13 protein-coding genes and 10 tRNA genes are annotated in these 14,297 nt (G+C 45.9%); 15 read left to right on the forward strand and 8 right to left on the reverse strand.

Features of this window, described 5'->3' with window-relative positions:
- The first annotated feature begins 17 nt into the window (after nucleotides 1–17).
- The 11 genes from J2Z20_RS10920 to J2Z20_RS10970 all read left to right on the forward strand — a co-directional run bounded on the left by J2Z20_RS10920 (nucleotide 18) and on the right by J2Z20_RS10970 (nucleotide 2,373).
- Nucleotides 18–93 (forward strand) — tRNA-Thr (locus J2Z20_RS10920).
- Between the two features lie 7 nt (nucleotides 94–100).
- A tRNA-Asp gene (locus J2Z20_RS10925) sits at nucleotides 101–177 on the forward strand.
- Between the two features lie 52 nt (nucleotides 178–229).
- Nucleotides 230–305, forward strand: a tRNA-Thr gene (locus J2Z20_RS10930).
- A gap of 5 nt (nucleotides 306–310) precedes the next feature.
- Nucleotides 311–386, forward strand: a tRNA-His gene (locus J2Z20_RS10935).
- 15 nt (nucleotides 387–401) lie between these two features.
- Nucleotides 402–475 (forward strand) — tRNA-Gln (locus tag J2Z20_RS10940).
- 6 nt (nucleotides 476–481) lie between these two features.
- Nucleotides 482–557: transfer RNA gene (locus J2Z20_RS10945), tRNA-Lys, on the forward strand.
- Between the two features lie 20 nt (nucleotides 558–577).
- A tRNA-Leu gene (locus tag J2Z20_RS10950) sits at nucleotides 578–661 on the forward strand.
- A 5-nt stretch (nucleotides 662–666) separates the two neighbouring features.
- Nucleotides 667–741, forward strand: a tRNA-Gly gene (locus J2Z20_RS10955).
- Between the two features lie 9 nt (nucleotides 742–750).
- Nucleotides 751–827 (forward strand) — tRNA-Pro (locus J2Z20_RS10960).
- A gap of 9 nt (nucleotides 828–836) precedes the next feature.
- Nucleotides 837–907: transfer RNA gene (locus tag J2Z20_RS10965), tRNA-Gly, on the forward strand.
- Nucleotides 908–1,107: 200 nt separating this feature from the next.
- A complete protein-coding gene (locus tag J2Z20_RS10970; protein ID WP_209849565.1) occupies nucleotides 1,108–2,373 on the forward strand; it encodes a stalk domain-containing protein in 1,266 nt (421 codons plus the stop codon).
- 102 nt (nucleotides 2,374–2,475) lie between these two features.
- Here J2Z20_RS10970 and J2Z20_RS10975 read toward each other — a convergent pair whose 3' ends face one another.
- A complete protein-coding gene (locus tag J2Z20_RS10975; RefSeq protein ID WP_209849568.1) occupies nucleotides 2,476–3,306 on the reverse strand; it encodes a 1,4-dihydroxy-6-naphtoate synthase in 831 nt (276 codons plus the stop codon).
- Entirely contained in the window at nucleotides 3,303–3,983 is a 681-nt protein-coding gene (locus tag J2Z20_RS10980; RefSeq protein ID WP_209849571.1) for a futalosine hydrolase, read from the reverse strand. The genes J2Z20_RS10975 and J2Z20_RS10980 overlap by 4 nt, the downstream gene beginning before the upstream one ends.
- Before the next feature lie 238 nt (nucleotides 3,984–4,221).
- Between J2Z20_RS10980 and J2Z20_RS10985 the strand changes: the two genes are divergently transcribed.
- The 3 genes from J2Z20_RS10985 to J2Z20_RS10995 are packed head-to-tail and all read left to right on the forward strand — an operon-like array spanning nucleotide 4,222 to nucleotide 7,539.
- Nucleotides 4,222–5,373: a glucose-1-phosphate adenylyltransferase gene (locus J2Z20_RS10985; protein ID WP_209849574.1), complete on the forward strand. Its 1,152-nt coding sequence runs from the start codon at nucleotides 4,222–4,224 to the stop codon at nucleotides 5,371–5,373.
- A 27-nt stretch (nucleotides 5,374–5,400) separates the two neighbouring features.
- Entirely contained in the window at nucleotides 5,401–6,504 is a 1,104-nt protein-coding gene (gene glgD / locus J2Z20_RS10990) for a glucose-1-phosphate adenylyltransferase subunit GlgD (protein WP_209849575.1), read from the forward strand.
- A 15-nt stretch (nucleotides 6,505–6,519) separates the two neighbouring features.
- Nucleotides 6,520–7,539: an N-acyl-D-glucosamine 2-epimerase gene (locus J2Z20_RS10995; protein WP_209849578.1), complete on the forward strand. Its 1,020-nt coding sequence runs from the start codon at nucleotides 6,520–6,522 to the stop codon at nucleotides 7,537–7,539.
- Nucleotides 7,540–7,718: 179 nt separating this feature from the next.
- On the opposite strand, the gene J2Z20_RS11000 is transcribed toward J2Z20_RS10995, so the two are convergent.
- The 4 genes from J2Z20_RS11000 to J2Z20_RS11015 are packed head-to-tail and all read right to left on the reverse strand — an operon-like array spanning nucleotide 7,719 to nucleotide 11,343.
- Nucleotides 7,719–8,174, reverse strand: a complete 456-nt coding sequence (locus tag J2Z20_RS11000; RefSeq protein ID WP_209849580.1) for a PTS sugar transporter subunit IIA — start codon at nucleotides 8,172–8,174, stop codon at nucleotides 7,719–7,721.
- Between the two features lie 58 nt (nucleotides 8,175–8,232).
- The gene (locus J2Z20_RS11005) at nucleotides 8,233–9,591 is read right to left on the reverse strand and encodes a PTS fructose transporter subunit IIC (RefSeq protein ID WP_209849583.1); all 1,359 of its coding nucleotides are present in this window, start codon (nucleotides 9,589–9,591) and stop codon (nucleotides 8,233–8,235) included.
- A gap of 21 nt (nucleotides 9,592–9,612) precedes the next feature.
- Nucleotides 9,613–10,560 carry a 1-phosphofructokinase gene (pfkB, locus tag J2Z20_RS11010; protein WP_209849585.1) on the reverse strand — a complete coding sequence of 316 codons (948 nt, stop codon included), beginning with the start codon at nucleotides 10,558–10,560 and terminating at the stop codon, nucleotides 9,613–9,615.
- Nucleotides 10,561–10,578: 18 nt separating this feature from the next.
- Complete coding sequence (locus tag J2Z20_RS11015) at nucleotides 10,579–11,343, reverse strand: DeoR/GlpR family DNA-binding transcription regulator (protein WP_209849588.1); 765 nt, start codon at nucleotides 11,341–11,343, stop codon at nucleotides 10,579–10,581.
- A gap of 298 nt (nucleotides 11,344–11,641) precedes the next feature.
- Here J2Z20_RS11015 and J2Z20_RS11020 point away from each other — a divergent pair, with 298 nt between their 5' ends.
- Nucleotides 11,642–12,859 carry an MFS transporter gene (locus J2Z20_RS11020; RefSeq protein ID WP_209849591.1) on the forward strand — a complete coding sequence of 406 codons (1,218 nt, stop codon included), beginning with the start codon at nucleotides 11,642–11,644 and terminating at the stop codon, nucleotides 12,857–12,859.
- Between the two features lie 67 nt (nucleotides 12,860–12,926).
- Here the strand turns inward: J2Z20_RS11020 and J2Z20_RS11025 are convergent, their stop codons facing one another.
- Together J2Z20_RS11025 and J2Z20_RS11030 are read right to left on the reverse strand one after the other, a co-directional pair.
- Entirely contained in the window at nucleotides 12,927–13,634 is a 708-nt protein-coding gene (locus J2Z20_RS11025; protein ID WP_209849594.1) for a YhfC family glutamic-type intramembrane protease, read from the reverse strand.
- Nucleotides 13,624–14,187, reverse strand: coding sequence for a helix-turn-helix domain-containing protein (locus J2Z20_RS11030; protein ID WP_209849596.1), 564 nt, complete (start codon nucleotides 14,185–14,187; stop codon nucleotides 13,624–13,626). Before J2Z20_RS11030 ends, J2Z20_RS11025 begins: the two co-directional genes overlap by 11 nt.
- Nucleotides 14,188–14,297 lie beyond the last annotated feature (110 nt).

Raw genomic sequence — 14,297 nt, forward strand, 5'->3', positions numbered from 1 at the left:
CAGTCTCCACCATTTATGCCGGTGTAGCTCAATTGGTAGAGCAACTGACTTGTAATCAGTAGGTTGGGGGTTCAAGTCCTCTCGCCGGCACCATCCATGCGGAACCGTGGTGTAGAGGCCTAACATGCCTGCCTGTCACGCAGGAGATCGCGGGTTCGAATCCCGTCGGTTCCGCCATTTACATTACATATGCTTCAGGTATAGAAAATCCGAAAGAAATCAATAATATGCCGGTGTAGCTCAATTGGTAGAGCAACTGACTTGTAATCAGTAGGTTGGGGGTTCAAGTCCTCTCGCCGGCACCACTATGGCGGTCGTGGCGAAGGGGTTAACGCACCGGATTGTGGCTCCGGCATTCGTGGGTTCAAGTCCCATCGATCGCCCCATAATATAAATCACGTTGGGGATTAGCCAAGCGGTAAGGCAACGGACTTTGACTCCGTCATCATAGGTTCGAATCCTGTATCCCCAGCCATTGTAAGAGCCATTAGCTCAGTTGGTAGAGCACCTGACTTTTAATCAGGGTGTCGAAGGTTCGAGTCCTTCATGGCTCACCATTTTCAAATTTAAATATCGTGCGCGTGTGGCGGAATTGGCAGACGCACTAGACTTAGGATCTAGCGTCTTTGACGTGGGGGTTCAAGTCCCTCCACGCGCACCATATTCGCGGACGTGGCTCAGCGGTAGAGCATCGCCTTGCCAAGGCGAGGGTCGCGGGTTCGATTCCCGTCGTCCGCTCCATTATTTTCTCGGGACGTAGCTCAGCTTGGTAGAGCACCTGGTTTGGGACCAGGGGGTCGCATGTTCAAATCGTGTCGTCCCGACCATTATATAATGCGGGTGTAGTTCAATGGTAGAACTCCAGCCTTCCAAGCTGGTAGCGTGGGTTCGATTCCCATCACCCGCTTAAATGTTAAGAGTTGCGAATTTCGCAGCTCTTTTGTTTTATAATCATTAGTGGATCACAAAGGAGCAAGGGCGTCAGCGACGACTTGTTCTTTTTGTTTTACAGCGCAACATTCTTAAAATCGTTTACGTATCTATTTATGCAGTTGTTCAGCTGAATACGCTTTATAGACGACATCAAGAGGAGACAGAAGAAAACAAATGAAGCGACTTTTTATGATTTTTATGCTTGTTATAGGGTTATCTACTAACCCTTTAACCAGTTTTGCGGAAGATTCAAGCAGCAGTTCGATATTTAGCGGTGCTATCATTTTATCGGTTGGCAGTCCTAATGCAATCTATGACAATACGGATCAGATCATTGACGAAGATAACTTTAATGTTGTGCCTTTTGTGAAAAACGGGCGTACTCTCGTGCCGCTTCGGTTCGTCAGCGAATCATTGGAGGCTAATGTCGTATGGAATGGGAAGACTTCAACTGCTACAATCACAAGTACAGGCAAAGTAATCAATATCACACCAGGACGCAGTGTACTTCTTATTAATAATAAAAATTATCCGCTGGATGCGGCTGCTGAGTATAAAGAAGGCCGAATTTTCGTACCGCTGCGCGCCATCAGTGAAGCGTTTGGCAAAGAAGTATTTTTTGATCGCGGCATCATCGTCATAAGTAATACTAGTTATGATCAGGATATCATCAATTATTTACGGTTCGTCTTAGCGCCTTTTAAGAAAGATCCTTATACGGGAAAGACGTTAAATACAGAACAGATTGCAAATTTGGAACAAAGCGTTGTTTTACTTGAGTCTTTTGATCGTGAAGGAAAATCTATTGGTTTTGGAACGGCATTTGCCGTTGGTTACGGTTTGTTTTTGACCAACTATCATGTGATATCGGAAGCGAGTCAATATTTAATTGAAACTGTGCAGGACCGATTTTATGATGTAGATGGTATTGTTGCCGTCAATAAGGCAGACGATCTGGCCTTAGTCAAAACAAAAATACGTACAAACATTCCGCCGCTTCGAATAGGCTCAACCTGGAATTTGGCGAAAGGCCAGTCCATTGTTACAATCGGCAATCCTGAAGGGTTTCAAAACACGATGTCAACAGGAATCATCAGTGGACTTAGAACGATTGATAATGAACGTTATATTCAAATTACTGCCCCAATTACGAATGGAAGCTCAGGCGGGCCATTGTTTAATATAAAAGGCGAAGTTATCGGAATTAACACGATGGGCGAAGATAAGGGCAACTTAAATTTTGCAGTGCCAATCGATTATGCTAGTGCATGGATTGCTAAATATAAGGCGATGAACTTCTCGAGTATTAAAGTGCTGAATCAAGATTTATTTAGAGAAAATAAAACAGTCGATGAAGCGCCGGCGACCCAAGACGGGACGACCGTACAATCGCCATCACAGTCAGAACAATCGCAGGCTCAATCACCAACACAGCTGTAATAATCTTGTATGTAGAGATCATAAATCAAAAACCCGTCAATTTAACGGATAGCGTTAATTGACGGGTTTTCATATTATTTCATCTTCAGTCGCATGATTTCATTACAGCAGTTTCTGAAGATCCACTTCAGGTACGAGTCCTTCTTTGGCTGCGCGGCTGAGCAGGGCAGTTACGGCCGCATAGCCGTCATCACCCAGATTGGCGGTGAACTCGTTCACGTACAGTTTGATGTGCGCCTCTGCGACTTGCGGATTCATCTCTTGTGCGTGCTGCATCACATAGTCACGTGATACTTCAGGGTGCGCCCATGCGTATTTAACAGAAGCACGTATCCATTTAGCGATCGCATCCAAATCCAGCGTTCGGCGGGCAATGATGGCCCCGAGCGGAATCGGAAGACCGGTGTCAGCTTCCCACCAGTTTCCTAAGTCAGTGAGCATCGTCAGTCCGTATGAAGGGAAAGTAAATCGTGCTTCGTGAATGACCAGCCCGGCATCGATTTCACCGTCGCGAACCGCTGGCATGATTTTATCAAAAGGCATGACTACAATTTCGCCTACGCCGCCCGGCACGTTCTGGGCTGCCCACAGCCGGAACAATAGGTAAGCCGTTGACCTTTCGCTTGGCACTGCGACTCGCCGTCCGGATAAAGATGCGGCATCAACAGCGTCGCTGGCCGTCAGTACCAGCGGTCCGCAGCCTCTTCCTAGCGCTCCTCCGCAAGGGATCAGTGCATAATCGGACAATACCCAAGGCAGCGCCGCGTATGAAATTTTGAGTACATCAGGACCTTTCCCGCTGGCCGCTAGATTGTTAGTAATATCTATATCCGCATAAGTAACGTCAAGCTCGGGTGCACCGGGAATTAGCCCGTGCGCCCAGGCGTGAAATACAAAAGTGTCATTTGGACAAGGAGAAAAAGCAATTTTCATTTGAATACCTCCGGTAATATTGAACTTGTTGCTTCTAGCGCTTGCAGCGCTTCTTGAATTCGCCAAGCGGATCGATCGCGAGGCCCTACAGCATTTGAAATAGATCGAATTTCGAGGACAGGAATTCCGTGTTCATTGGCCGCAAAAGCTACCCCGTACCCCTCCATAGCTTCAGCCGCAGCTCCTGGGACTCGTGCGGCGAGTTCAGCGGCAGTTGCAGCCGTGCCGGTCGTCGTTGATACAGTAAGCACCTTACCTGTATTTACTGGAAGCCCAGCTGAGCGAAGAGCCTGTGTTAATCTGGCTGCCAGGTTATCGTCGACCGAAATACGGGAAGAACCGAAACCAAGCTCGTCCACACTGATGAAGCCTTCAGCCGTCTCGGAACCAAGGTCAGCGGCGACAATTTCGCTGGATACCACGATCGAACCGACTTCAGCTTTGCCAGTAAAACCGCCGGCGATCCCCGCGCTTAGTACGATGTCATATTTGCCTGCGGCAAGTGCGGTCATTGTTCTGGCGGCAGCTGATGCGGGACCGACGCCTGCGAGCTGAACATCGAATCTGTCATTCCCGTTTAACCCGCGAATTACCGCATCCCTTTCGGCTGAAACGGCAGTCATGATAAGCACGCGTGAGCTGGATTCCTTCCTTCCTGCGTGTAAATCAACATTCATTCTATAATCAATCTCCTTCATTGTTCTTCGTAAAGATTCCTTATAGCATTTTCGTTTATAGATATGTAATTTGAAAGCGTAAGTAACATGAACTAACCCGTTCTATTATAGCACAGGTGAATATGACAGTGCTTTTTTCTTACTCCCCAAGGTATATTAAGAGCCCGTCCAATCATATGATATTGTACACTTTGCATACGATTATTAGGGGAAGTGTCCAAAGGAGGGGAGCCAAGGAATGAAGCAAAAGGAATGTATTGCGATGCTGCTAGCCGGAGGCGAGGGGAGACGGCTTGGCATGTTAACTCGCAAAATAGCCAAGCCTGCCGTATATTTCGGAGGCAAATACCGGATTATCGATTTTACCTTGAGCAACTGCACCAATTCAGGCATTGATACTGTCGGTGTGCTGACCCAGTACCATCCGCAAGTGTTGAATCGTTATATCGGAATCGGAAAGCCATGGGATTTGGACCGCAAGGAAGGCGGAATTTCGATTCTTCCTCCCTTTATTAAGCAAAGGGGCGGCGATTGGTACAGAGGGACGGCCGATGCAATCTATCAAAACATGGACTTTATTGAAGAATATAATCCGGAATACATTCTCGTCATATCCGGTGACCACATTTACAAAATGGATTATGAGCTTATGCTGCGTTTTCATAAGGACAAGAAAGCAGACGCGTCTATCGCCGTGATCGGTGTGAAATGGGAAGAAACAAGCCGCTTTGGTATTATGAGCGTCGATGAACATAACCGAATTACCGAGTTTGTTGAAAAGCCGAAGCGTGCCACGAGCAATTTAGCCTCGATGGGTGTGTATATCTATACATGGAAAACGCTCAAAAAATATTTGAACATGGATGCGGAAAATGTGAAATCAAGCCACGACTTTGGTAAAGATATCATTCCTGCTATGCTGGATGACGGAATTCGCCTTTATGCCTATCCATTCGAAGGATATTGGAAAGATGTAGGTACAATTGAAAGCCTGTGGGAAGCCAATATGGATTTGCTCGATGATGAAAATAAGCTCAAGCTGAGCGACCGAAAATGGCGCATCTATTCACTCAATTCAAATCAGCCTGCCCAGTATGTCGCTCCATCAGCGAACATTACCAATTCCATAGTGAATGAGGGGTGTATCGTCTTCGGAGATGTCGACCACTCGGTGTTGTTCTATGGGGTTCAGGTCGGAAGCGGCAGCGTCATTAAAGATTCGGTCATTATGCCGAATACGAAAATTGGGAACAATGTGACCATTTATAAGGCGATCGTTGGGGAAGGGTCTGTAATTGGCGACGGGAGTGTTGTCGGTTCATCAGAAAGCGGGGAGATTACACTCATTGGAAGCTATGAATCAATCACTTTCGGAATTCCTGCCAGATAAGGTCATTTAAGAGGAGAGAAAGCCGCTATGAAAAATGTGATGGGAATTATTAATACGGTGAACGAACCGGATCATTTGGAAGAACTGACGTACCATCGGTGCATTGCATCCGTTCCATTTGGAGGCAGATATCGGCTTATTGATTTTATATTGTCCAGCATGGTCAATTCGGGAATTACGAACGTGGCTGTATTTGCTCACACGAAATATCGTTCGTTGATGGACCATTTGGGTTCAGGGAAGGAATGGGACCTGGATCGCAAACGGTCAGGGTTGTTTATTTTGCCGCCGGTAAATGAAGGTCTGGAGCCAGTAAAGGGAGATTTACACGCATTATACGGACACCGAGACTATTTATATCGAAGCAGTGAGGAATTTGTTCTTCTAACCCGCAGCCATATGGTATGCAACATCGATTTTCGGGATTTGCGCAATTACCATGAGATGACCGGGGCCGATATTTCTGTGCTCTATAAAGAAACGGACGATCCGGACTCCATCTCAAGTCGAATTGTGACCAATACGAAAGGCAGAGTGACGTCAATTCGCGAACAAAGCGGGCTCTTGCAGGGGAATAAAGTATCGATGGAAATCTTCTTCATGAAAAAAAGTCTGCTGCTCGACTTGATCGAAACAGCGCTGGCTGAAGGTCATGATCATTTTGTGAGAGATGCGATATTAAAAAACATCGATCATTTAAATATACATGGATACCGTTATCAAGGCTACTTAGGCGTCGTTAATACGCTGCAAAGCTATTACAAGCATAGTATGAATTTGCTGAATCCAAACGTATGGAAAGAGCTGTTTTTCCAGCCCGGTCTCATTTACACCAAAATCAAAGATGAGCCGCCAACACGTTATAAATCCGAATCGAGAACGAGCAATTCCTTAGTCGCAAACGGCTGCATTATTGAAGGTACGGTGGAAAATTCAATTCTATTCAGAGGAGTTAGAGTACATCCAGGCGCAGTCGTCAAAAACAGCATCATTTTGCAAAATGGCATGATTCGAGAAAATGTGAACCTCGAGCATGCCATATTAGATAAAGATGTTGTCATTAACGCAGGTCGAACTCTGATGGGGCATGAGCTGGCGCCCTTTATCGCCGTGAAGAAGAAAGTAATATAGTGGAGGACGGCATCGATGTTTAGACCGTGGGCTTTATCAGGACCGAGTATTCAAGTTGATCCGTTGTTTTCTCATTATTTAAATCGCTCCGCAGTAAGCATTGCTGAAGAAATTGAAAGGGCTGGATACCGCACCGTGCACTATTTCGTCGTAAATGAAAGCAAGGTGAACGGTGAATTGGTGGAAGCTTTTCATAAACGGGGTATCGCGGTGTGGGCGCTCGTTATTGGCAACGGGACGTTCACTACTGCACATTTGCCTAAAGAATGGCCGCAGTGGCGTATGGGGCTCGTGCGAGAACTTCATGACGGCTTCGAGCGGCTTTCTCTCTTTTCACAGCCATATTTGAACTGGAAGAAGCGGGCAGTGGCCGAACTGGTCTCGAGTTACCCATTTGATGGTATCGAAATTGCCGAGCCGTATTTTCCAGAATGGGATGGGATAAGAAGAGGGGTATATGGGGATGTTGGGCTGCTGGCCCAGCAGGCGTTCCGGGAGCAGTATGGCTTAGAAATGCCCGATTTTGTGAATAAAAGTGCTGCTAATTACTACCTTAACAATCCGAAAGTTTATGAGAAATGGATTTCATTTCGTGTAGACGCTGTGAATAGATGTATTGACGAGATCATGAACGGAGTTGGTGGATGCCGGGAGGTTCGTCCTGACATTTATGTTGCGACTTGGTCTTTAGCGATTAATGGAGGACATGATGCCGAAGCGAAGCTGAGAGAGTGGCAAGGACTGGATGCGCCGGCGATGATCGCACGGGTAAGACCGAATATTCATTTTCTGCAAACGCACTGGCCTGATTGGATGCAGAAGAATCTATCGCCGGATTATATAAAAGGCTATGAAAGGTTCGCATCTCCTATTCGTAGGGCGTATCCTAAACTCCCGCTGGGGGTGCAAACAGATATCGGCTCACTGCCAAGCATGGTTAGAGATCGGCGCTGGCTGGATCAGTTTCAAATGAGTGCGTTTGAGCTAAACTATGATGCTTGGACGGCTTATGAGTATCATTTGGGTGGTAATTAAAGTAGACCATCCAGAACCATGATTATCAGAATTTGATATTCAAAAAATCCATGAGTCTCTGACAAGTATAAACATTACTGATCCTAAACTTAGAGCTGAACATATTGAAAAGGCCAAAAGATAACCAATTGATTAATGAAAAGGCACTCCTTATGGAGTGCCTTTTGTATAATTTCAGCTTAAATATTTTTCGCCAAAATTTCAATGATTTCATCTGGCGTCTGTGCATCCGTTAATTGCTGACGGAAATCTTCGTGTATCAGTTTGCGGGAGAGGGCCACCAATATTTGCAGATGCTCGTTGCCGACATTAGCTTCGGGAACGGCGATCATGAACGCCATCGTTGCCGGACTTCCGTCAAGTGAATCCCAATCAATGGACTTATTGAACCTAGCGAACGCAAGGGACGCTTTGCTTACACCAGCTGATTTACCGTGAGGAATAGCGACACCGAAGCCAATGCCTGTTGAGCTTTGCTGCTCACGTCTCAGCACGGCTTCTATATATGCGTCCAGATGAGTGATGGAACCGGATCGCTCCAAACTTGCTGCCATTTGGCGGATCGCATCTTCTCTTGTATCCACATCAAGCGGAAGCATAATTGTCCCATGATTCAGAAGCTCATGAATGTTCATTCGCAGTCATCTCCAATAGGTTAGGTAAGTACGAAATTATGATTGCTGTAAAAATGGATTACTTTGTTCGTTTGAGTAAATTCACAAGCAAGGCGGTAACTACAGTACCAATGACGATTGCCAGCATATACATCAAGACGTTGCTGACTGCATTTGGAATGAGCAGTACGAACAGTCCACCGTGCGGTGCGCGAAGCATAACATCAAACAGCATCGTGAGCCCGCCAGCTACAGCAGATCCGATCATGAAGGACGGGATCATGCGCAGCGGATCGGAAGCTCCAAATGGAATGGCGCCTTCGGTAATGAAGGAAAGACCGAGAATGGAAGCGACTTTACCCGCTTGACGCTCTTCGTCCGTAAATTTCTTCGGCGCGATCATTGTTGCCAGCCATACGCCAAGCGGAGGGGTCATTCCTGCGGCCATTACCGCTGCGATCGGGCCGTATACGCCGCTACCTAATAGACCGACGGCAAAGGTATAAGCTGTTTTGTTGAACGGTCCGCCCATATCGAGTGCCATCATCGCTCCGAGCACAGCACCGAGAACAATCTTGTTAGCGGAGCCCATCGACCCGAGCCAAGTCGTAAGTCCGTCCATCAGCGCTTTTATCGGTTCACCAATAACGTATATCATAAGCAGTCCAATGATTAATACAGAAAGAAGCGGAACAATTAATATCGGTTTTAATCCTTCAAAGTTTTTTGGCAGTTTAATATTTTGAATTAGCCATTTGGCTGCATAACCTGCGATAAATCCAGCTAATATACCACCGATAAAACCGGCACCCATTGAGGTAGATAACACGCCTCCGACTAAACCTGGCGCAAGGCCTGGTTTGCCCGCAATGGAGAAAGCGATGTACCCAGACAGAACTGTGACCATAAGACCCATCGCTGAGCCGCCGATTTTGCCGAGCTGTGCACCGAATGTTCCTTCTTCATGCGTAATGCCGAAGATGAAGGAAATGGCGATAATGAGACCGCCCGCCACAACGAGCGGTAACATATGAGATACGCCATTCATCAAATGTCTGTATACTACGTTCTGCTTTTTAGCACTGGATTGATTGGTTTCATTGGCTTGAACTTTCTGAGAAAATTCGGTTGAAGCTTCTTTCGCGAGCGCACGGTCGATGAGTTCGCTTGGAATTTTTATTCCTTGAGCAACGGGCACTTTAATGACAGGTTTTCCGGCAAATCGACCTTCGTCGACATCGGTATCTGCAGCGATAATAATAGCATGCGCTTCAGCAATTTCTTGCGGTGTAATCTCATTCTCAACGCCTACAGCGCCGCGTGTTTCGATTTTGATCGGTATGTTTTTATCTTTAGCTGCTTTCTGCAAAGACTCTGCTGCCATGTATGTATGAGCAATTCCTGTTGGACAAGCAGTTACGGCTAATAACTTTTTCATGGATTATTCCACCCTTAATTGTTATTTTTGCTCTACCGTTTCAATCTTTACGTTCTGAAGGTTTGCAATTACTTTTGGTAGCCGGCATACCTCAGTTCCTGGTTCAGCAGCTGTAAGCGTACCTGCAGCCGTTGCCCAGCGTGCGGTATCATGCAGTGAACGGCCGTGGACTAGGCAGGAGGCGATAGCCGCTACCATAGAATCGCCGGCACCGACTGTACTTTTTGGAACAATAGGGAACGGACGGGCTCTAATTATTTCTTTGTCGCTGATAAAAATGGATCCATCTCCGCCCATTGAGACGATGACCCATTTTACACCCTGATCTAGCAGCTTCTGAGCGGCGTGTATAATGTCCGTGTCTGTCTCCAATTTCATATTAAACAGCTGCTCCAGCTCATAAATGTTAGGCTTAATTGCAAATGGGACCGCTTTCAAGCCTGAGAGAAGAGCTTCGCCATCCGCATCGAGAATGGTTTTGACGTTTTTGGACTTTGCTTTGTGGATTAGATCGCGATAAATATCCGGAGAAGCGCCTAATGGAAGACTCCCCCCAACTACAAGCACTGAAGCTTCATCTAACAATGTGTCCATTTGATTAAGAAACTGGACCACATCATTATCGGCAATCTCAAAACCGCGTTCATTCACCTCGGTTGTCATTCGATTGTGATTATCGACGATTTTCAGATTTATTCGCGTTTCACCTTCAACTGGAATAAAGGAGTGATTGATCATGAGTTCATCTAAATGGTTTAAAAGTTGCTTGCCTTGGTATCCGCCATTAAAGCCGGTTGCTATTACATTTTCGCCGAATCTTCTCAGCACTTTAGCAACATTGATGCCTTTGCCTCCTGGATCGATGCGGATCTCTTGAACACGGTTTAAACCGCCGACTTGAAGTGTTTCCAAAGTTATCGTTTTATCGAGCGCTGGATTCAGCGTCACTGTGATGACTGATTCGTTCAAGTGATATACGCCTCCAAACTATGCAATGGTAACACTTACACCTTGCTTGCGAAGTTGATCAATGAAATGGTCATTAGCGCCTGCATCGATAATCAGATGATCGATTTCGGATAAATCGGCGACTTTGGCGTACCCCACTTTACCGATTTTGCTATGATCAGCGAGCAGGATTACTTCTTTGGCAATTTGAAACATTTTCCGCTTCGTTGCTGCTTCGATGATATTAGGTGTCGTAATTCCTTCTTCCAGATCCAAACCGTTGGTAGCTACAAAAGCCTTATCCACACGAACCATCTCAAGCGCTGTTTCTGCCATTGGTCCGACAAAAGCGAGCGTTTCATACCTTAGCAGTCCGCCAACCATCGATAGTTCTAAACCGCGGTAGTCTTTCAATTCGTTCAGTACGATCATCGAGTTCGTAATAACTCGCACGTTCGATAATGAGCGCATCTCTCTAGCTAAATGGAGGGTAGTTGTTCCGGCATCGAGCAGGACAGTATCTCCTTCGGAAATCATTTCACACGCTTTGCGAGCGATTTCCATTTTCTCCTCGCGAAATTGGTCTTCCTTTTCGATGACGGATGGTTCAAAGTTGACATTTTGGAGAGAAACGGCCCCGCCATGCGTTCGTTTAAGCAGGTTAGATTCCTCAAGTTCCTTCAAATCTCGGCGGACCGTAGATTCAGACACTTGAAACACTTCGCCGAGCTCTTGAACGGAGGCACGCTGATGCTCGTTGACGTACAACATTATTTGTCGTTTTCTTTCTTCCTCAAAGAGCAATGGTTACATTCACCACCTTGATTGAAAATGAGCAATGTAATGATCAAATAGAAGTATTTTATGAGCATTTATGAACGATTTTGCTTGTTTTTGATTATAACAGCGTTTACATTGTCTGTAAATGGGTGTTTTGTGAAGTTTTGTGCTTGTTATTAAATGGGAAAAGACTCCTAGAGATTTTTGTCTGATAGGAGTAGAATGAAGGGGATGGTTAAGCAAAAAGTGATCGGACTAAATAAAATTTAAAACTGAATAGTACCGTACCCGGTCAGTACGTACGTGAAAAGGTGTGATGTGAATGGACTTCCCGTGGAAAAGAAACTTGATCGTACTGTGGATAGGGGTGTTCTTTTGCAGTACGGCGTATTCTATCTCGATTCCATTTCTTCCGATTTTTCTGAACACGGAGCTCGGTGTTGAGAACAATTTGGAAGCTTGGTCGGGAATCGCTTTCGGAATTACGTTTTTGGCGAGTGCGTTAATTTCGCCGTTTTGGGGGTCGCTCGCGGATAAATATGGGCGTAAACCGATGCTTATCCGTTCAGGCTACAGCTTAGCAGCACTCTATTTAATAAACTATTTTGTTCATGATCCATACTTCTTTCTAGTGGTTCGTCTGTTCCAAGGTCTGCTTGCAGGTTTTGTACCTGCGTCAATCGCACTTGTGGGGACGAACACTCCTGAAGAGAAGACAGGTTATGCACTAGGAATTATGTCGACTGCTGGAGCTACAGGCGGCATTATCGGTCCGCTCATCGGCGGGGTCGTAAGTCACTATTATGGGAATCGATTCGCCTTTCTCTTTTCCTGCGGAGTCGTTCTTGTGGCGGCATTGATTGCTACTTTTTTCGTAAAAGAGAAAAATTTCAATCGTGCTGCCGTTCGTTCGCATGTCATTGATGATATTAAGCTTGCTTCTAAAAATAGAACATTCATGACGCTGCTCGGTTTGATGGGGATCACGACATTTTCCGTGATGATTATAGAACCTTTGCTCACGGTATATGTGATGGATATGGGCGTTTCTAAGCGCAGCGCGTCACTTAGCTCGGGCATAATTTTCTCTGCTGTCGGAATCGCGACTGTGCTTATGGCGCCGAGATGGGGAAAGATTGGCACAAAGAAAGGGTACCATAAAATGCTGTTCATCGGTCTGCTCGGGGGAGGGATCGGGAACATATTGCAATTTTTCGTACACAATTATATTGGTTTTGGGATATTACGCTTCGGATACGGACTGTTCTTCGCAGCTGTGTATCCGTCGATCAATGCGATGATTGTGAGAGTGACAGACGCAAGTTTCCGCGGACGCGCATTCAGTCTGAATCAGTCTTCTGCACAGCTTGCGACTATGGCAGGTCCGATCATTGGGGGAATTCTTGGGGGGATCATTCCAATCCGCTGGGTGTTCGTCATTAATGGACTTATGCTGGTGATATCGGCTCTGCTTGTGAAGACCAGCGGGCTGAGCTCCGTCAAGGTTAATCGTGAGGACAAGGCCGCTGTGCATAGTTAAGTTTGATGAAGCAAAAAAGGAGGCGCCCAATTTTATTTGGACGCCTCTCTCTATTTAAAGATTCTAACTACCAAAGCAGCAAGCCTGCCGCTAATGCAGCTCCTCCAATGACCATCCCAAATATCTCTGCGGTAGCAATCGACTTGCGCACAAGTTGTACCATACTGATGTTGAACAGACTGTGTACAGGAATGAACACGAGAACGAGCCAAGGATTTGATGCGATACAGAGGGTCGCACCAATATGAAAGGCACTTGCTGAGATACGTTCAATGATACCCCACATGGGGTTAGAGCTACCTGTTCCTTGAGCTTGCAAAATCGCTTTTGCCTGCTCTGCTTTCTCATCCCTACGATTCGCTAGAGATGCAATTGCGATCACTTGAGTGATGACATATACAACCTCAATAGCGGCCCAGCCTTGCCCCAGCGATAACGCTGAAGTTTCCGTTAATGTAATGAAAAATGTTAAAGCGAGCAGTCTCACGGTCTCCTCTAGTGGCCCAGACGCTGAAATCATGATGATTTTGCCAGCCTTAGGCCATTTCAAGGAAATAACAGACAGCGGACCTCTTAAGAACAGCGCAGCGACCCATCCAGCTGCACCGATCCCAAATGCTTTCCATTCGAGCGGATGGCCGCTAACGTGGAACAGAGCCCAAAATGCAATCACGACAAGGACATAGAGTGGTACAGCAAATAAAGATTTTTTGGCCAACCGCCGAAATTGGTCAGCATCGACATGGCGAGTTGGATTAGAATGCTCAAGATTCATCGGATTTTTCTCCTCCTATAATAGGTTCAGGAATGACAATGGTAGAAAATGTTCGCTTTCGCCGATTAGATGCTGGCCCATTAGCAGCTCTTTTCTGAAGAGCAGTTCTAATTTCTAGCAAAGTCTCCTTAAATTCTTCATCACTAAGATAGAGCTCGACTTGCCTGAAAGATACGCCATCCTTGAATAGATCAAACTGAGGCTGTTCAAGATAACGGGAATATTCTGCTGATAACAACGACAAAAATTGAAGGAACAGTCCCATATGTTCTTCGGAGCTCATTTGCCGGAGCTCTTCCTCGGAGATGCTAGCCCCAGATTGATCCATCGTGTAGACTTTCTCGGTTGCGCCTCTTTGTTTCACCGTATGATCTACAACGATAACCCCAGCTTTCTCCAAAATGTTCAAATGTCGATACATAGTAGCTTGCGGAATATCGGGGAGTAATTCACTTAGCTGCTGGCGGCTTAATTTACGTCCGGTGACGAGCGACTGGATTATTCGCATACGGATCGGATGGAGGATTAGATCAGCAGTTTTTGAATCGGACATCGATTTGTAACACCTCTTTGTTATCATTATCAATAATGATAATATTTCATTTTCCATGAAAAGTAAATAGTGTTTAGAAAAAAGTATCACTGTTTCGGGCGAAAAGTACA

The organism is Paenibacillus sediminis (assembly GCF_017873765.1).
Taxonomy (GTDB): domain Bacteria; phylum Bacillota; class Bacilli; order Paenibacillales; family Paenibacillaceae; genus Paenibacillus_AG; species Paenibacillus_AG sediminis.